The following is an 18,070-nucleotide window of genomic DNA, read 5'->3' as shown; positions in this document are numbered from 1 at the left end:
CGTGTTCCGCGTTCTCTTCTACCAGCCGGAAATCCCGCCGAACACGGGCAACGCGATCCGGCTCGCGGCCAACACCGGCTGCGAGCTGCACCTGGTCGAGCCGCTCGGGTTCACCCTGGAGGACAAGCAGCTGCGCCGCGCCGGGCTCGACTACCACGATCTCGCCCGGTTGCACGTCCACTCGTCGCTGGCCGCGGCCTGGGAAGTGCTGCTGCCGGCGAAGGTCTACGCGTTCAGCGCTTCGGCGACGCGGCTGTACACGGACGTCGCGTACGCGCCGGGGGACGTCCTGATGTTCGGGCCGGAGTCCGTGGGATTGCCCGCGGCGGTCCAGGAAGCGCCCGAAGTGACCGACCGGGTGCGGCTGCCGATGCTGCCGACGAGCCGGTCGCTCAACCTCGCCAACACCGCGGCCATCACGGTCTACGAAGCCTGGCGCCAGAACGGCTTCGCGGCACCGGGGTCGTGAGCGGCCTCCGGTAGGTTCGCCGGATGCGACAGCAGTTCCTGGGGGCGCTCATCGGCGCCGCGTTCGGTACCGTGTTCGTCATCGTCAACTCGGGCGACCCGCTCCCCGCGGCGGCCGGCTGGGTGCTTCGCGCTCTCGCCGTCTTGGCGCTCGCGGCCGTGGTCGTTCTCGGTGTCCGCGCCGGCGGGCGGCCGACCCTCGAGGACAGGCCGATGTTCGGGCCGAGCTACCGGGTCGTCGTCGCCGGTGAACTCGTGCTGCTCGTCGCCGGCTTCTTCGCGCTGAGCCTTCTCCACGCGCCGGTCCAGGCCAACGTCGCGTGGATCGCCACGGTCGTCGGACTGCACTTCGTCGCGCTGGCGTCGGCGTGGAAGACCCGCTCGATCCTCGTGGTCGGCGTGGTCCTGACCGTGCTCGGCGGCACCGGCCTCGCCCTGCTCGGCGGTCCGGCCTTGCCGTGGGTGCCGTTCGTCAGCGGCGTGCTCTCCGGCGTGACCCTGCTCGGCGGAAGCCTGTACGGCGTCCGCCGAGCCTGAGTCACGGGAGTCTCTGCCCGTAGAACAGGCTGGCCGCCGCGCCGATCATGAGGATCAGGGTGCCGGCCACCACCCACGGTTTGCTCGCGTCGGCGTCCTTCAGCTCGTAGCCGATCTGCTCGCCGAGGTCGCCGTAGACCTTCTTCAGCTCCTCGGCGCTGGCCGCCTTGTAGAAGTCGCCACCGGACAGCCGGGCGATCTCGCGCAGCGACTCGTCGTCCACGCTCACCGGCTGGGGCTTGCCGTTGATGTCGACCGAGCCGTGCGTCGTGCCGAAGGAGATCGACGAAATCGGCACGCCGGCCTGCTTCGCCGCCTGCGCCGCGGTGTAGCCGCCGCGGGCCGCGTACAGGTCCTCGGGCACCGTCTGCTTCCCGTCGGACATCAGCACGATCCGCGCGGGCGGCGGTCCGTCGGCCCCGCCGACGACACTGGAGAAGCTCTCGATCGACTGCAGCGCCGCGAAGATGCCTTCCCCGGTCGCCGTCGACTGCGCCAGCTTGAGGTTCTCGATCGCCTTGATCACGCCGTTGCGGTCCGTCGTCGGGTTGACCAGCACCGTCGCCGTGCCCGCGAACGAGATCAGCCCCAGGTTGATCCCCGGCGTCATGTTCCGCGCGAAGCTCGTCGCCGCCTCCTGCGCCGCCTGCAGCCGCGTCGGGAGGACGTCGGTCGCCTCCATCGACAGCGACACGTCGATCACCAGCACCACGGTCGCCCGGTTGCGCGGCACCTTCTGCTCGGCGGTCGGCCCGGCCAGCGCCACGGTGAGCAGCAGCAGCGACAGCACGATCAGCACCGCGGGCACGTGCCGGACCCAGCCCTGGCTCTTCGGCGCGACCTTCTCGAGGAGGTCCAGGTTCGCGAACCGCAGGGTCCGCTTCCGGCGCGCCCGCTGGGCGAGCACGTAGCCGACCGCGACCGCGGCCACCGCGATCAGCAGCAGGAACCACCAGGGCGCGGTGAAGCCCGTCAAACTCACGCGCGCACCTCGCTGACGCTCGGCGCGGCCTGAGCCGGCAACGCTGTGTCGAATGGTTCGGTCGCCAGCTCCCTCACGCGACACCCCCGGACCAGCGGCGCTTGCGGGCGACGACGAACCGCACCATGTCGGCGATCCAGTCGGCGTCCGTGCGCAGCGTCAGGTGCGCCGCACCCGCCCGCCGCAGCCCGGCCGCCACCTTCTGCCGGTGGGCGTGGGCCGCGGCCCCGAACTCCTTGCGCAGCAAGGCCGAAGCGTGCACTTCGCGTTGTTTCCCTGTCTCCGGGTCGGCCAGCACGACGGTGCCCACCTCGGGCAGGTCGACGTCGCGCGGGTCGAGGACTTCGATCGCGATCAGTTCGTGGCGCCCGCCCAGCGCCCGCAGCGGCCGCTCCCAGGACGTGTCGCCCAGGAAGTCGGAGACCACCACGGCCAGGCCGCGGCGGCGCGGCGGCCGGCGCAGCTGTTCCAGGGCCAGCGCGAAGTCGCCCCGGGTGCCCTCGGGCGCGCGCGGCATCTCCGCCAGCTTCCGGACCAGCCCGCGGGCGTGCGGCAGGCCGCCGCGTGCCGGGATGCGGGTGGTGTCGGCACCGGTGGAGATCAGCGCGCCGATCCGGTTGCCGCCGCCCCCGGTCAGGTGCGCGACCGCCGCGACGGCGCAGACCACCAGGTCGCGCTTCTCGCAGAGCGCGGTGCCGAAGTCGAGGCTCGCCGAGAGGTCGGCGACCACCCACGTCTCCAGCTCCCGGTCGGCCACGGTCTCCCGGATGTGCGGGGTCGTGGTGCGGGCGGTGACCGCCCAGTCCATCCGGCGCACGTCGTCGCCGGGCTGGTACGGGCGGGCTTCGCCGGGCTCGGACCCCGGCCCCGGCACCAGGCCGAGGTGGTTGCCCTGCAGCAGGCCGTCGAGCCGGCGGCGGACGTCGAGCTCCAGCGTCCGGAGCCCGGCCTCCATCCGGTCGCCCCGCAGCACCGGGGGCGCCCACGAAGGGCGGGAGCCCTTCTCGTTCTTCGCCATCGCCGGGTTACCTGACCGGCGCGCCCGCCGGGACCGGCCCGCCGGGGCCGCCCTGCGGCCGGGCCGAGACCTGCGGCAACGGCACGGTCTGCAGCACCCGCGTGATGATGTGGTCGATCGGCACGCCGTCGGCCAGCGCGTCGTAGGACAGCACGAGCCGGTGGCGCAGCACGTCCGGCACGACGTCGACGACGTCCTGCGGCAGCACGTAGTCGCGGCCGCGAACCAGGGCCAGCGCCCGGGCGGCGGCGATGATGCCGAGGCTCGCGCGCGGCGAGGCGCCGTAGGACACCCAGCCGGCGACGTCGGCGAGACCGTGCTCGTTCGGCGTCCGGGTGGTCAGCACGAGCCGGACGACGTAGTCGACCAGCGCGTGGTGGACGAACACCTGCGCCGCGACGCCCTGCAGGCGGACCAGCTCGCCCGGGCTGAGCACCTCGTGCGGGGTGGGCGGCGTGACGCCCATCCGGTAGATGATCTCGCGTTCTTCCTCGGCGGAGGGGTACTCGACGACGATCTTGAAGAGGAACCGGTCGCGCTGGGCTTCCGGCAGCGGGTAGACACCCTCGTTCTCGATCGGGTTCTGGGTCGCGAGCACGAGGAACGGGTCGGGCATCGGGAACGTCTGCCCGCCGATCGACACGTGCCGCTCGGCCATCACCTCGAGCATCGCCGACTGGACCTTCGCGGGCGCGCGGTTGATCTCGTCGGCGAGCACGAAGTTGGCCACGACCGGGCCGAGCTCGACGTCGAAGCGCTCGGCGCCCTGGCGGTAGATCCGGGTGCCGAGGATGTCGGCGGGCACCAGGTCGGGAGTGAACTGGACGCGGGAGAACGAGCCGCCGACGACGCGGGCGAAGGTCTCCACCGCGAGCGTCTTCGCCACGCCGGGCACGCCTTCGAGCAGCAGGTGGCCCTTGGCCAGCAGGCCGACCAGCATCCGCTCGACCAGGCGGTCCTGTCCGACGATGATCCGCTTGACCTCGAACACGGTCCGCTCCAGCAACTGGGCGTCCCGGGCCGGTGTCGCCTGCTGGCCGTTCCCGCCCTCGGCGTAGCCGGGCTCGGTCACTCTGCCTCCTCGAAAGTTCGTGCGCCGCCCCCGCGACGGTGATCACGCGGTGCGACCGTACTGCGTCCCCCGGTCGTTCGTCCCTCCGGCACGCGGGCGCCCAGGATCAGCCAACACGGTCACCGGTGTGACATCTGTGAAGGACGTCCGGTTCCCGCGTTCAGCGATGGCGTTCGAGGTCCTCGGGGGTGTCGATGTCGTCCGCTTCGCCCCGTTCGGCCGGGACCTCGGTGACCGCCAGCCCGCCCAGCACCCGGCGCACCGACGCGTTCTCCACCTGCTCCGGAAGGGCCGCCGCCAGCGCCGCGACGCGCCAGGCACCCAGCAGCCACTGCCGCTCCCCCGCCGCGTCGACCAGGACAGCGCCGTCGCCGGAGCCGATCGCCGCGACCAGACGATCCACTGTGGACCTCCGGACCCCCGGCAGGTCGGCGGCCAGCACCGCGACCGCCTCGACGTCGTCGGGGACGAAGACCAGCCCGGCGGCCAGTGCCGCCACCGGCCCGGTGCCCGGCACCGCTTCCCGGGTCCACACGACGTCGAAGCCGGGGCGCCGCGGCCCGACGGCGATCACCCGCTCGGCGCCGTCGAGGGCGTGGATCGCGCGGGCCAGCAAGGGTTTCCCGCCCACCGAGAGGGCCGGTTTGTCCACACCGGACAGCCTGCGGGCCGATCCCCCGGCCACCACGATCCCCGCGTAGCGCATCCCGGGAACACTAGCGGCCCAGCACGAGGTAGGTGAAGCCCGGCGTCCGGCATACTATGCGTCCCGGACCCGGGAGGTTCGTCATGACCTACGCCGCCGAGCCGCGCGTCGACGCCTACATCGACGCCCTGCCCGAGTGGCAGCGGGCGATCTGCCGGGAGGTCCGCGAACTGGTCCACGCGGCGGACCCCGGGGTGACCGAAACCATCAAGCGCACCCGGCAGCCCTACTTCGTGCTCGACGGCAACATCTGCGCCCTGCTGGCCGCGAAGGACCACGTCAACGTCTTCGTCTACGACGGCGGCATCGTCCCCGACCCGGACGGCATCATCACCGCCGGCCACGGCAACAAGACCGCGCGGACGGTCGCCTTCCGCCAGGGCGAACCGATCAACGCGCCCGCGCTCACCGCGATGTTCCGGCAGATCATCGCGAACAACCGGGCCGGCGGCTGGCGCAAGCTGAAGCGCGAGCGGCCGGCGGACGCCTGACGTCAGCGGCCCAGCACGAGGTAGGTGAAGCCCAGCACACCCCGGTAGTCGCCGACATACTCGCGCAACCGCCTGCCGAGCCACTCGCGCACCTCCGCCGCCCGCGGGTCGGCCGGGTGAGCCAGGAGCCATTCCGCGAGGGCGGCCCGGGAGGTGGACTCGAAATCGTCCCATTCCCGCTGGTCGGCCGCGCTCAGGTGCAGCACCTGCCAGCCCGCCGCGGCGGCGGCGTCGAGCAGCTCCGGCAGCGGGAGGATGTCGCCCCCGAAGATCTCCAGCGCCGTCGGGGACGGCGGGGCCGCCCAGTACCCGTCGCCGAAGAGCAGGCGGCCGCCCGGTGCCACGACCCGGGCCAGCCGGTCCAGTGCCGCCTTCGTCGAGCCGAAGGCGTGGGACGCGCCGATGCAGAGCCCTCGCCCGACCGGCCCGTCCCAGGTCGCGGCGTCGGCCTCGACGAACTCGACCTGGGCGGCCAGTCCCCGTTCGCGGGCCGCCGCCCGGCCGCGCGCCAGGGACGTCCCGTCGGTGTCGACCCCGGTTCCGCGCAGCCCCGGCGTCCGGCCGGCGGCCCGCAGCAGCAGCTCACCCCAGCCGCAGCCGAAATCGGTCAGGTCTCCCGGGCCGGGTGCCATGCGGTCGAGCAACAGCTCCGCATGGGCTTCCGACAGGGGTGTGTTCCAGCGCATCCGCGTGCGCCGCAGCGCGTTCAGCTCGTCGTCCACGAGCCTGATCCTGGAGCCCGGCAACGCCGGCGTCGAATGAGTTTTCAGCCGACGAGCCGGGTCGCGTACGGCATGATCCCGCCGTAGCGCACCGGCGCGATCCGGACGCGCAGGCCGGACTGCGGTGCCTCGACCATCTGGCCGCCGCCAAGGTAGAGCGCGACGTGGTGGATGCCGCCCGGGCCGCCCCAGAACAGCAGGTCGCCGCGCCGCATCTGCGACAGCGGCACCTGCCGCCCCGCCGAGTACTGGTAGCCGCTGTAGTGCGGCAGCGAACGGACCCCGGCGAAGGCGTAGATCATCAGGCCGGAGCAGTCGAAGCCGATCTTGTTGTAGTCGCCGTAGCTGTCGGCGACGCCGCCGTCGCGGATCCCGCGCGTCGGGCCGCTCGCGTTGCCGCCACCCCAGGCGTACGGCATGCCGAGCCGGGCCAGCGCCCGCGCGATCACCGCCTCGATCGACGAACCCGCCGGACCGGAGGGCGCCGGACCGCCCGACGGACGGCCGCCGCCCCCGGCGGAGGCGAGTGCGGCCTGGCGGGCCCGTTCTTCGTCCTCGCGTTTCTTCTGGGCGAGCCAGTCCTGGTAGCGCTGCCGCTGTCCCTGCAGGCCGCTGACCTTGGTCTGCGCGGCGTAGAGCTGCTGCTCGACGTCGGACTTGTTCTTCTCGAGCTGGGTGTTCTGCGACGCTTGGCCGTCCTGCGCCCGCACGGCGGCGGCCTGCGCGGCGTCGGCGCCGTTCTTGGCCTGGCGCGCGGCGTCCTGCTTCTGCTGGGCGATCTCGGCGGCCTTGCGGGCCGCGGCGTCCTTGTTCGCCTTGTCGGTCTGCGCCTGCTGGAGCCGGTCCAGCGCGTTGAGCCGGTCGCCGCCGACGGCGTCGAGGAGCTGGGCACGCGCGAGCATGTCCTTGGGGCTGTCGGCACTGAGGTACGCCGAAAGCGAGCCGACCGTGCTGCCCTGCTGGAAGCTCGCGGCGGCGAAGGACTTGAGGTCGTCGCGGGCCTTCTCGATCGCCGCGGCCGCCGCGTCCGCCTCGGTCCGGGCGGCCTTCGCGTCGTTCTCCGCCTGCGTCGCTGCGTCCTGCGCGGTCTGCAGGTCGACCAGGGCCTTGTTGGCCTCTTCCTGCTTGAGCTCGACGTCGTCCTGCAGCTGCGACAGCTTCTGCTCGGCCTGGGCCAGCTGGTTGGTCAGCCGGCCGACCTCGCCCGCCTTCGCGTTCGCGTCGGCCTTGCTCGCGTCGATCTCGGAGTCGCTGGGGTTGGGCGGCGGCGGGGGCGCCGCGAGACCCGTGCCGCCGGCGGCGAACAAGATCACCAGGGCGAGCGTGCTCACGCTGAGTCCCCGGCGGACGCGCGGCACCCCAGGACCTCCGCACCGTCCTAACAAGACCGCCACCTCCACTCACCAGCGCACACCGCGTGTCACTGCAGTCACACCACTATCACAAGCATCAGCGGAAACTTACACAACGTAGGCACCAATTCCCCTCATTGAGGGACCCTCGCAACTGATGGCGCAGCCCACACCGCGTGTCGCCTTGTCCGTTAAACAGGACACGCGTACTGTTTGAGGCACCGCGAGGTGTGCCATCCCGAATCCGGTCTTACGGTGGGGGTGCGCAAGACTCGCCCCACCGAACCGACCGAACTGACCCGGGACTCCCCTGTCGCAACGGCGCGGCGTCCCGCCACTGGAGTTAGACGTGACCTCACCCGCCAGCAAGGACAGCTTCGGCGCCAAAGACACGCTGAAGGTCGGCGACGCCTCCTACGAGGTGTTCCGCCTGAACAAGGTCGAGGGCGCCGAGCGGCTGCCCTACAGCCTGAAGATCCTTCTCGAGAACCTGCTGCGCACCGAGGACGGCGCGAACATCACCGCCGACCACATCCGCGCGCTCGGCTCGTGGGACCCGAACGCCGACCCGTCGATCGAAATCCAGTTCACGCCGGCCCGGGTGATCATGCAGGACTTCACCGGCGTGCCCTGCGTCGTCGACCTCGCCACCATGCGCGAAGCGGTCACCGACCTGGGCGGCGACCCCGACAAGGTCAACCCGCTCGCCCCGGCCGAGCTGGTCATCGACCACTCGGTGATCATCGACGTCTTCGGCCGCCCCGACGCCTTCGAGCGCAACGTCGAGATCGAGTACGAGCGCAACCGCGAGCGCTACCAGTTCCTGCGCTGGGGCCAGGGCGCCTTCGACGAGTTCAAGGTCGTCCCGCCGGGCACCGGCATCGTGCACCAGGTCAACATCGAGCACCTCGCGCGCACGGTGATGTCCCGCAACGGGCAGGCCTACCCCGACTCCTGCGTCGGCACCGACTCGCACACCACCATGGTCAACGGCCTGGGCGTGCTGGGCTGGGGCGTCGGCGGCATCGAGGCCGAGGCGGCCATGCTGGGCCAGCCGGTGTCGATGCTCATCCCGCGCGTCGTCGGCTTCAAGCTGACCGGCGAGATCCCGGCCGGCGTCACCGCCACCGACGTCGTGCTCACGATCACCGAGATGCTGCGCCGCCACGGCGTGGTCGGCAAGTTCGTCGAGTTCTACGGCGAGAGCGTGGCCGCGGTGCCGCTGGCCAACCGCGCCACCATCGGCAACATGAGCCCCGAGTTCGGCTCCACCGCGGCGATCTTCCCGATCGACGAGGAGACCGTCCGCTACCTCAAGCTGACCGGCCGGTCCGCGGAGCAGGTCGCGCTGGTCGAGGCCTACGCCAAGGAGCAGGGCCTCTGGCACGACCCGTCGCGCGAGGCGTCCTACTCGGAGTACCTCGAGCTGGACCTGTCGACGGTGGTCCCGTCGATCGCCGGCCCGAAGCGCCCGCAGGACCGCATCGAGCTGACCGACGCGAAGTCGTCGTTCCGCAAGTCGATCCACGACTACGTGGACGGCGAGGACCTCACGCCGCACACCAAGATGGACGAGGCTTCGGAGGAGTCCTTCCCGGCCAGCGACGCTCCCTCGCTGTCCTTCGCCGAGGACGACGCCGCCCCGGTCACCTCCTCCGCTGCGAACGGCGCGTCCGGCCGCCCGAGCAAGCCGGTCAAGGTCTCCACGTCGGACCGCGGCGAGTTCGTCCTCGACCACGGTGCCGTGGTGATCGCCTCGATCACCTCCTGCACCAACACGTCCAACCCGTCGGTCATGCTCGGCGCCGCGCTGCTCGCGCGCAACGCCGTGGACAAGGGCCTCGCGGTGAAGCCGTGGGTCAAGACGTCGATGGCGCCGGGCTCGCAGGTCGTCACCGACTACTACACCAAGGCCAACCTCTGGCCGTACCTGGAGAAGCTGGGCTACCACCTGGTCGGCTACGGCTGCACCACCTGCATCGGCAACTCCGGCCCGCTCTCGGACGAGATCTCCGCGGCCATCCAGGAGAACGACCTCACCGCGGTCTCGGTGCTCTCGGGCAACCGGAACTTCGAAGGCCGGATCAACCCCGACGTGAAGATGAACTACCTCGCGTCGCCGCCGCTGGTCATCGCCTACGCGCTGGCCGGCACGATGGACTTCGACTTCGCGAACCAGCCCCTGGGCCAGGACGCGCAAGGCAACGACGTCTTCCTCAAGGACATCTGGCCGACCGCGCAGGAGATCCAGGAGACCATCGACTACGCGATCACGCAGGAGATGTTCACCAAGGACTACGCCGACGTCTTCGACGGCGGCGAGCGCTGGAAGTCGCTGCCCACGCCGGAGGGCAAGACCTTCGAGTGGGACCTCGAGTCCACCTACGTGCGGAAGCCCCCGTACTTCGAGGGCATGACGCCGGAGCCGGCGCCGGTCACCGACATCACCGGCGCGCGCGTTCTGGCGAAGCTGGGCGACTCGGTCACCACCGACCACATCTCCCCCGCCGGCGCGATCAAGCCGGGCACCCCGGCCGCGCAGTACCTGACCGAGCACGGCGTGGAGAAGAAGGACTTCAACTCCTACGGCTCGCGACGCGGCAACCACGAGGTGATGATCCGCGGCACGTTCGCGAACATCCGGCTGCGCAACCAGCTCCTCGACGACGTGCAGGGCGGCTACACCCGCGACTTCACCGTCGACGGTGCCCCGCAGGCGTTCATCTACGACGCGGCGCAGAACTACGCCGCGGCCGGGACCCCGCTGGTCGTGCTGGGCGGCAAGGAGTACGGCTCGGGTTCCTCGCGTGACTGGGCGGCCAAGGGCACGTCGTTGCTGGGCGTCCGCGCGGTGATCACCGAGTCGTTCGAGCGCATCCACCGCTCGAACCTGATCGGCATGGGCGTCATCCCGCTGCAGTTCCCGCAGGGCGAGTCGGCTTCGTCGCTCGGCCTGGACGGCACGGAGACGTTCGACATCTCGGGCATCACGAAGCTGAACGACGGCGAGACCCCGCGCACGGTGCACGTCACCGCTACCAAGGATGACGGCACCAAGGTGGAGTTCGAGGCGGACGTCCGCATCGACACGCCGGGCGAGGCGGACTACTACCGCAACGGCGGCATCCTGCAGTACGTCCTGCGGAAGATGACGCAGGCGTAAGGATTTCCCGAAAGGCCTCCCCGTCGCTCGCGGCGGGGAGGCCTTTTCTTCGGCACCTGCTAGGCGGGCACGGCTTCCCAGCGGACACTGGACACCGACGGTTCCAGCGACAGCCGCGACACCGCCGCCTCCATCTGGGCGTCGTCGCGCTGGTCGCCGATCAGCTCGGCGCGCACCTCCACCTTGCGGTCATCCCGGTCCGTGCTCAGCACGGACAGCAGGCGGAAGTCCGTGCGGGTCAACGACTGCACGAGCAGCGCTCGCACGTGCGCCTCGGTCGCGTCACGCGTGACGGCTTGGAACGCGTACCTCGTCGGCGTCTCCTCGCCCGCTTCCGGGCGGCGGTCGACGACCCGGCCGAGCGGCCGCAGCAGCACGTTCACCCCGACCACGACGGCGGTCCCGGCCGCCGCGACCGCGTACAGCCCGGCGCCGGCGAGCGCGCCCACCGCGGCGGAGCACCACAGCGTCGCCGCCGTGTTGAGGCCGCGGACGTTGAGGCCGTCCCGCAGGATGACCCCGGCGCCGAGGAACCCGATGCCCGAGACGATCTGCGCGGCCACCCGGGTCGGGTCCGCGTCGCCGCTCGACGCGAGTCCGCCGAAGCCGTGGGCGGACAGCAGCACGAACAGCGTCGCGCCGACCGCGACGAGGGCGTTGGTGCGCAGCCCGGCCATCCGGGCGCGGAACTGGCGCTCGAACCCGATGACGGCACCCAAACCGACACCGGCGCCGACGCGCAGCAGCATTTCGAAGATGGTCATGTCCGGCTCTTTTCCGGCGTGCGCGCACTGCCGGACAGAAGGCGGCCGGAATTCAGCCCAGCCGGAAACCTCCGGTGAGCGCGCGCCCGGCCGTCCGATGACTGTCCGCTGGCATGTGCCGCTCACCTCGCTTCCGTACTCGTGTCGATCAAGCTCCGCCACTTTACCGGACGCGGAAGGCCGGGGTGACGTTCTCTGCGTCACCCCGGCCTTCCGCGTGGGTCAGCCCTGAGCCGCGGTCTCGAACGGCTGGACGTTCGGCTGGAACACCTGGCCGGCCGCCGGCACCTTGAGGTCGGTCAGGTAGTCGGCCACGGCCTTGTCGACGCCGAGGGCGTCACCGAGGATGCAGTGGCCGAACGCGTCGACCGACAGCAGCCGGGAGTTCCCCAGCTCGGCCGCCATCCGCTGACCGAACTTGTACTGCGTCGCCGGGTCGTAGTAGTTGCTGACGACGACCACCGGGACGTCGGTCTTGGCCCGCCACGGGCCGCGGTAGACGTCCGGCCGCTTCGCCGGCCAGACCGGGCAGCCCGCCGTGTCGGCGAACGCCTGGTACCGGCCGAACGTGGGCGACTCGCGCTCCCACTTGGCGGCGATCGACGGCACCTGCTCCTGGCTGATCTTGAACGGCTTGTCGGAGCAGTTGACGGCGAAGTAGGAGTCGTCACTGGTGTACGGGCTGTCGGGGTTCTGGTCCGCCAGGCCCCGCTTGCCCTTCGTGATCACCTTCAGCGGGCGGCCCTGCAGAGCCTGGGCCTGCGCGCCCGCCGGGTGGATCGCGGTGTAGAGCGCCTGCAGGTCCTCGGCCAGGCCGGGGAACGCCCCCGGCGAGTACAGGACGCTCGAAACCGCGCCGGTGAACTGGTTGATGTCGACCGTGCCGCTGGGGAGGGTGATCGGCTGCTTGCGCAGGTACTCCCGCAGCTCGTCGAACTTCGCCCGCGGGTTGCCGTCGCTGAAGGCGCACTTCGCGCCGACCTGGTCGCACCGCTTCAGGAACCCGTCCAGCGAGATCTCGAAGCCCTGCGCCCGCTCCCGGTCGTACTCGACGCCGTCGCTCGTGCGCAGCGCCGGGTCGACGTTGCCGTCGATCACGATCGCCCGCGACTGCTTCGGGAACATCGACGTGTAGGTCGACCCGATCAGCGTCCCGTAGGAGAAGCCGACGTAGGTCAGCTTCTGGTCGCCGACCGCCGCGCGCAGCGTGTCGAGGTCGCGCACGACGTCCTTGGTGGACATGTGGTTCAGCAGGGAACCCGCGTTGTTCTTGCAGAACCGGCCGTAGTCGCGGTAGCTGGCCAGCGTGCCGGAGATCTGCGCGCGGGTCAGCGGCACCGGGATCTGGGCCGAGAAGACCTCGTCCGCGTCTTCCTGCGTGGTGAAGCAGCGCAGCGGGTTGCTCTGCCCGACGCCGCGCGGGTCGAACCCGACGAGGTCGAAGCGGTCGAGGACCTGCGGCTGGAAGTAGTACTGGCCGCTGATCGGCATCCGCAGGCCCGAACCGCCGGGCCCGCCGGGGTTGAGGAACAGCGAGCCGACGCGCTTGTCGGGCGTGCGGGCGGCGCGCTTCAGCAGCGCGATGTCGATGGTGCCCAGCGCGGCGTTGTCGTGGTCGATCGGCACGCGGTAGCGCGCGCAGCTGTAGAACTTCACCTGGTCCGCGGGAACCCCGGCGAGCGTGTCGGCGGAGCAGGTCCCCCAGGTGACGGCGGCGGTCGCGCCGACGACGGCGGGCTTGACCACCGAGTCTTCGGCCGCCGCGGCGGTGCCGGCCGTCCCGGCCAGGCCCACCCCCGCCACGAGCGCCCCCACCAGTGCGAACGACCGCACCCGTGCCTTTGCAGTTCTCGGCAAGACGTTTCCTCCCTAGGTCACGGCCGCGCGGTCGGACCGTCACGGCGCGTTACCCGGGTGAGACTGGCACAAACCGGTGAATTCCGTCACCGGCCAAAAGGATGGTGGGCACCTACCGCACCAGCCGGGTCACCACGAAAACCGGTAGCCGCCGGTTCGCCTCCCGCTGCTCCATCCGATACCCCGGCCAGAACTCGAGGAGCTCGGCCCACATCCGGTCATACTCGTCGCCGTGCAGCTCCCGCGCGACGGTTTCGACCGCCTGGCCGGCCAGCGCCACCTGGCACTTCGGCTCGGCACGCAGGTTCAGCGCCCACGCCGGGTCGCGCGGGCGGCCCCAGTTGGACGCGGTCAGCACGAAGTCGCCGCCGCGCGGGTAGTAGAGCAGGTTGGTGCTGCGCGGCTGCCCGCTCTTGCGGCCGGTCGTCGTCAGGCGCAGCGACGGCAGCCCGGCGAGCGCCACGAGGCTCACCCGGCCGCCGAACGCCTTGTGCAGTTTCTTGTCCGCCCAGACGACGAACCGGGCCGTGCGCATCAGCCAGGGTTTCGTGCCGGCGGCCCGGGCCAGTGCCCGGAGAGGATTAGCCACGCACGGATCTTGCCAGGCTCACCCCGAACCGCTGCTGGGAGTCGGTCCACCAGTGTTCGAGGGCGAACCCGGCCGCGGCCAGCTCGGCCTCGACGCCGCTCGGGCGGAACTTGGCCGAGATCTCCGTGCGGACGTGCTCCCCTTCGGTGAAGGTCACCGTGAGGTCCGCGCCCGGGATCTCGACCGTGAGGGCCCGCCGGGCCCGCAGCCGCATCTCGATCCACTCGTTCTCCGCGTCCCAGTGCGAGACGTGGTCGAACTCGTCGAGGTCGAAGTCCGCGCCGAGCCGCGCGTTGATCACCCGCAGCACGTTCTTGTCGAACTCGGCGGTGACACCCGCGGCGTCGTCGTAGGCGCGTTCGAGAATCCCGGGGTCCTTGACCAGGTCGGTGCCGAGGAGCAGCCACTCCCCTTCGTCGAGGACCTCACGGACCGAGCGGAGGAAGACCGCGCGCTCGGCGGGCAGGAAGTTGCCGATCGTGCCGCCGAGGAACGCCACCACGCGGGGCTGGCCGTCCGGCAGCAGGTTCAGGTGCTGGGTGAAGTCGCCGACGACACCGCGGACGGTCAGTTTCGGGTAGTCCTTCGAGATCGCCTCGGCGGCCTCGGCCAGCGCGGACTCGGACACGTCGAGCGGGACGAACGCTTCCAGGGTCCCGTGCCCGGTCAGCGCGTCGAGCAGCAGCCGGGTCTTTTCGCTCGATCCCGAGCCCAGCTCGACGAGCGTGTGCGCGCCGGTCAGCTCCGCGACGTCGCCGGCGTGCGCGGCCAGCACCTCGCGTTCGCTGCGGGTCGGGTAGTACTCCGGCAGCTGGGTGATCTTCTCGAACAGCTCGCTGCCGTCGGCGTCGTAGAACCACTTGGGCGGCAGCCACTTCTGCGCGGCGGTCAGCCCGGCGACGACGTCCGCGCGCAGTTCCGCGGTGACGGCGTCGCCGGAGCGGTGGTGGTCGAGATCGACTTCGGTCATGGACGCTCCTCGGTCAGGGGCAGCAGGTCGACGCCGGCCGCGGTCGCGCGCACGGCGTGGTGGTCGGGGACGGGTCGCCAGCGGGGGTCGCCGTCGCAGGGTTCGGAGGACAGCAGCACGCCGGCCGGGGTTTCCAGCACGGACAGCGCGTGGGTCCAGGCGGTGCCGATCAGCGTTTCGCCGTCGGTGAGCAGGAAGTTGAGCCGGGAGCCGGGCGCGGCCGCCTCCACGGCGGCGGTCAGGCCCGCCACCGCCTCCCCGGGGTCCTCGCCCGTGGCGAGCCGGGCGCGCAGCATCGCCCAGAGCACCGCCGAGTCGGTCGGGGCCTCCAGGGTCAGCAGCTCGGTGACCGGCAGGTCCTTGGCGAGCTCGGCCAGCGAGCCGGGCCAGCCGCGGACGACGCCGTTGTGGCTGAACAGCCAGCGCCCGGCGGTGAACGGCGCCGCGGCCGCTTCGGTCACCGGCATGCCGGTGGTGCCGTTGCGGACCGCGGCGACGAACGCGCCGGTGGTCACCGCGGCCGCCAGCGGCGGCAACGTCTCGTCCGTCCACAATGGAGTGGACCGGCGGTGGCGCAGCGGCGGCGAGCCCGGGCCGGGGTACCACCCCAGCCCGAACCCGTCGGCGTTCACCGAGCCGCCGCCGCGCATGTCCGCCGGCGCGTACGACTGCACCAGCAGCGAATGCGGGGCGTGGAAGAGCACCCCGGCGGGCGAAAGCGGCTCGCCGAGGTAGCCGATGTGGCGGCACATGCGCCTACCCCACCTCGCCGGGTCCCGCGTCGCGCGCGGTGCGGAAGCCGGCGAAGATCTGCCGCCGGATCGGGTAGTCCCAGTTGCGGAACGTGCCCCGGATCGCCGCCGCGTCGGTGCCGAACGACCCGCCGCGCAGCACCTTGTACTCCGGGCCGAAGAACACCTCCGAGTACTCGCGGTACGGGAAGGGGGCGAAGCCGGGGTAGCCGTGGAAGCCGGTGCTCGTCCACTCCCAGACGTCGCCGATCAGCTGGTGCACCCCGGTCGGCGACACCCCGGCGGGATAGGCGCCCGCCGGTGCCGGGCGCAGGTGCCGCTGGCCGAGGTTGGCGTGCTCGGCGGCCGGTTCTTCGTCACCCCACGGGAACCGGCGCGAGCGGCCGGTCGCCGGGTCGAACCGGGCGGCCTTCTCCCACTCCGCCTCGGTCGGCAGCCGCCGTCCGGCCCAGGCCGCGTACGCCTCGGCCTCGTAGTAGGAGACGTGCACGACCGGTTCGTCGGCGGGGAGGCGCTCGTAGACGCCGAACCGCGTCCGCCACCAGCCGTCCTGCTCCCGCTTCCAGAACCGCGGCGCGGTGATCGAGTTTTCGGTCCGGTAGGCCCAGCCGGCCGGGCTCCACCAGCGCTCGTCGTCGTAGCCGCCGCCGTCGAGGAACTCGGTGTAGGCGCCGCACGTCACCGGCACCGTGTCCAGCCAGAACGCTTCGACGGCGACCTCGTGCGCCGGGCGCTCGTTGTCCAGCGCCCACGGCTCGGCCGACGTGCCCATCGTGAACGCGCCGCCCGGGACCAGGACCTCCGGCGGCAGCGCGCCGGAGCGGGCGGGTGGCGGCTCGGGCGCGTGCAGCACCGGGTCGCCCTTGCGGAGCTGGTGGGTGGCCAGCATCGTCTCGTCGTGCTGCTGCTCGTGCTGGGTGATCATGCCGAAGGCGAACGCCTGCTCGGTCAGCCGCCTGCCTTCCATCGGCGCGTGCTCCAGCACGTCGAACGCCTTCTCGCGGACCTGCTTGACGTACGCGCGCGCCTCGGCCGGGCCGAGCAGCGGCAGCTCCGGCCGGTCGGCGCGGGCGTGCTGGAAGGCGTCGTAGATGTCATCGATGTCCGGCCGCAGCGGTTCCCGGCCGCCGACGTCGCGGACCAGCCACAGCTCCTCCTGGACGCCGATGTGCGCCAGGTCCCAGACCAGCGGCGACATCAGCTTCGAATGCTGGCGGACGAGGTCCTCGTCGTCGACCGCGTCGGTCAGCGCGACGCTGCGCGCCCGGGCGCGGGTCAGCGCCTCCGCCGCGTGGGCGCGCAGGTCCTGCGGGCTCAGTTCGCCCAGTGCCGGTTCGCCCAATGCCTCTGTGCTCATGCTTCGCTCCTCGATCGGTACGCGCGCCCCAGCACGCTCTCGCTGATCTCGGTGATCGACTCCTCCGCCAGCCCGGTCGCGCCCAGCTCGGCGCACCCGAGATCGGCCAGCGCCGCCGCCGTGGCCGCCAGCTCCGGGTCGGCGAGACCGCGGCTCGCCGCGGTCGTCCACCGGTCCGCCACCGGTGCGCAGAGGTCACGCACCTTGTCCACAGTGGACGGCCGGGCGAGCAGCGCGGCCACCAGCGCCACCGGCGGCAGCCACTCGTCCGGCGGTTGCGCGTCGAGGTACCGGATCTCCAGGTACCCCTGCGGGCGGACCGGGGTGAACATCGTGGTGAGGTGGTAGTCGAGATCCGCCACCGTGGGCCTCGGCAGCAGGGCCGCGGCTCCCCGGCCGGCTATCCAGTCGGCGAAGGTCAGCCCCTCCGGCGCGTCCCACGGCCGGTCGCCCCGGCGCAGCACCATCAACGGGGTGTCCATCAGCCGCTCGGCCCACTCCGCCGCCGGATCGCCGTCGGCATGCGCCGTGCGCGTGCGGACCGCTTCCGTGTCGTGCACCGCCAGCCACCGCGCGGAGGCGTGGCCGGTTTCGCGCCCGGCGTGGACGCGGGAGTTGGCGAAGAGGGCGAGCAGCGGCGGCCCCATCGCGTGGGCGGCCGCCCACCGCGCCGCGTAGTTCTCCGGCTCCCCGGCGTCGACGCAGACCTGCAGCCCGGCGGTGCTGCACATCATGGTGACGCCGCCGGGCCCGATCGGCGCGAACCGGCGTTCCATGGCCGCGTACCGCGGTGTGTGCAGGACCCGGCGTGGCGCACGATGGGCGTCGATGCCCGTTTCGCCCAGTTCGAGACCGTGCCGGGCGAGGCGGTCACGCAGGTGGTGGAGGTCGGCCGTGACGGCTGCGGCGAGGTCGCGCAGGGAGGCCTGGGGAAGAGCCGAAATCTCGACCTGGCACCCGGGTTCGAGGCTCACCGGTGAGCCGGCCGGGAGGGGCGAGGCGGGGCTGTCGGGGCGGAGCGTCCGCGGGGTGTGCGGACCCAGCGCCGTGGCGAGGACATCGGGATCGAGGGGTCTTGCCGGGTCGTCGGCATGGTGCACGGTGAACTCCAGCTCCACGCCGGTCAGGCGGGGTGGCCCGTGCTTGAAACACACCGATGCGACGTACGCCTCGCCGGCCGCGCGGTCCGCCAGGACCCGCGCGGTGCGGTTCGACGCACTACCCGACTTCTCGGGAAAATCGTGCACCGTCTGCATGTCCGTTCCTGTTC

The 18,070-nt window shown here is 71.8% G+C and carries 17 protein-coding genes; 4 read left to right on the top strand and 13 right to left on the bottom strand.

What is annotated here, in order from left to right; all coding sequences use genetic code 11:
- Position 1 precedes the first annotated feature (1 nt).
- Positions 2–469, top strand: a complete 468-nt coding sequence (locus tag CF165_RS07955) for a tRNA (cytidine(34)-2'-O)-methyltransferase (protein WP_093946779.1) — start codon at positions 2–4, stop codon at positions 467–469.
- Positions 470–492: 23 nt separating this feature from the next.
- Positions 493–1,005, top strand: a complete 513-nt coding sequence (locus CF165_RS07950; RefSeq protein WP_093946778.1) for a hypothetical protein — start codon at positions 493–495, stop codon at positions 1,003–1,005.
- A 1-nt stretch (position 1,006) separates the two neighbouring features.
- On the opposite strand, the gene CF165_RS07945 is transcribed toward CF165_RS07950, so the two are convergent.
- The 4 genes from CF165_RS07945 to mobA all read right to left on the bottom strand — a co-directional run bounded on the left by CF165_RS07945 (position 1,007) and on the right by mobA (position 4,783).
- Positions 1,007–1,987 (bottom strand): VWA domain-containing protein, encoded by a 981-nt coding sequence (locus CF165_RS07945; protein ID WP_093946777.1) that lies wholly within the window; start codon positions 1,985–1,987, stop codon positions 1,007–1,009.
- A 73-nt stretch (positions 1,988–2,060) separates the two neighbouring features.
- Complete coding sequence (locus tag CF165_RS07940) at positions 2,061–3,005, bottom strand: DUF58 domain-containing protein (protein WP_093946776.1); 945 nt, start codon at positions 3,003–3,005, stop codon at positions 2,061–2,063.
- Between the two features lie 7 nt (positions 3,006–3,012).
- On the bottom strand, positions 3,013–4,077 hold the full coding sequence (locus CF165_RS07935) for an AAA family ATPase (RefSeq protein ID WP_093946775.1): 1,065 nt from the start codon (positions 4,075–4,077) through the stop codon (positions 3,013–3,015).
- 160 nt (positions 4,078–4,237) lie between these two features.
- A complete protein-coding gene (gene mobA / locus CF165_RS07930) occupies positions 4,238–4,783 on the bottom strand; it encodes a molybdenum cofactor guanylyltransferase (protein ID WP_093946774.1) in 546 nt (181 codons plus the stop codon).
- Positions 4,784–4,866: 83 nt separating this feature from the next.
- On the opposite strand from mobA, the gene CF165_RS07925 reads away from it, so the two are divergent.
- Positions 4,867–5,274, top strand: coding sequence for a DUF1801 domain-containing protein (locus tag CF165_RS07925; RefSeq protein ID WP_093946773.1), 408 nt, complete (start codon positions 4,867–4,869; stop codon positions 5,272–5,274).
- A gap of 2 nt (positions 5,275–5,276) precedes the next feature.
- Here CF165_RS07925 and CF165_RS07920 read toward each other — a convergent pair whose 3' ends face one another.
- Positions 5,277–5,996 carry an SAM-dependent methyltransferase gene (locus tag CF165_RS07920; RefSeq protein ID WP_093946772.1) on the bottom strand — a complete coding sequence of 240 codons (720 nt, stop codon included), beginning with the start codon at positions 5,994–5,996 and terminating at the stop codon, positions 5,277–5,279.
- Between the two features lie 44 nt (positions 5,997–6,040).
- The gene (locus tag CF165_RS07915) at positions 6,041–7,354 is read right to left on the bottom strand and encodes an NlpC/P60 family protein (RefSeq protein WP_093946771.1); all 1,314 of its coding nucleotides are present in this window, start codon (positions 7,352–7,354) and stop codon (positions 6,041–6,043) included.
- Positions 7,355–7,697: 343 nt separating this feature from the next.
- On the opposite strand from CF165_RS07915, the gene CF165_RS07910 reads away from it, so the two are divergent.
- A complete protein-coding gene (locus tag CF165_RS07910) occupies positions 7,698–10,511 on the top strand; it encodes an aconitate hydratase (protein ID WP_093946770.1) in 2,814 nt (937 codons plus the stop codon).
- A gap of 59 nt (positions 10,512–10,570) precedes the next feature.
- Here the strand turns inward: CF165_RS07910 and CF165_RS07905 are convergent, their stop codons facing one another.
- The 7 genes from CF165_RS07905 to CF165_RS07875 form a co-directional block, all read right to left on the bottom strand.
- The gene (locus CF165_RS07905; protein WP_093946769.1) at positions 10,571–11,275 is read right to left on the bottom strand and encodes an MgtC/SapB family protein; all 705 of its coding nucleotides are present in this window, start codon (positions 11,273–11,275) and stop codon (positions 10,571–10,573) included.
- A gap of 222 nt (positions 11,276–11,497) precedes the next feature.
- Positions 11,498–13,108 (bottom strand): alpha/beta hydrolase, encoded by a 1,611-nt coding sequence (locus CF165_RS07900; RefSeq protein WP_093946768.1) that lies wholly within the window; start codon positions 13,106–13,108, stop codon positions 11,498–11,500.
- 136 nt (positions 13,109–13,244) lie between these two features.
- A complete protein-coding gene (locus CF165_RS07895; RefSeq protein ID WP_093946767.1) occupies positions 13,245–13,667 on the bottom strand; it encodes a nitroreductase family deazaflavin-dependent oxidoreductase in 423 nt (140 codons plus the stop codon).
- Positions 13,668–13,713: 46 nt separating this feature from the next.
- A complete protein-coding gene (gene egtD, locus CF165_RS07890) occupies positions 13,714–14,691 on the bottom strand; it encodes an L-histidine N(alpha)-methyltransferase (protein WP_093946766.1) in 978 nt (325 codons plus the stop codon).
- Positions 14,688–15,443 (bottom strand): ergothioneine biosynthesis protein EgtC, encoded by a 756-nt coding sequence (egtC, locus tag CF165_RS07885; protein WP_093946765.1) that lies wholly within the window; start codon positions 15,441–15,443, stop codon positions 14,688–14,690. Before egtC ends, egtD begins: the two co-directional genes overlap by 4 nt.
- Positions 15,444–15,447: 4 nt before the next feature.
- Positions 15,448–16,800: an ergothioneine biosynthesis protein EgtB gene (egtB, locus tag CF165_RS07880; RefSeq protein ID WP_093946764.1), complete on the bottom strand. Its 1,353-nt coding sequence runs from the start codon at positions 16,798–16,800 to the stop codon at positions 15,448–15,450.
- Positions 16,797–18,056, bottom strand: a complete 1,260-nt coding sequence (locus tag CF165_RS07875; protein ID WP_093946763.1) for a glutamate-cysteine ligase family protein — start codon at positions 18,054–18,056, stop codon at positions 16,797–16,799. Before CF165_RS07875 ends, egtB begins: the two co-directional genes overlap by 4 nt.
- Positions 18,057–18,070 lie beyond the last annotated feature (14 nt).

It is taken from the genome of Amycolatopsis vastitatis (assembly GCF_002234595.1).
GTDB lineage: Bacteria > Actinomycetota > Actinomycetes > Mycobacteriales > Pseudonocardiaceae > Amycolatopsis > Amycolatopsis vastitatis.
The sequence above is the reverse complement of the archived record's forward strand: the minus strand, read 5'-3'. Positions and strand labels throughout refer to the sequence as shown.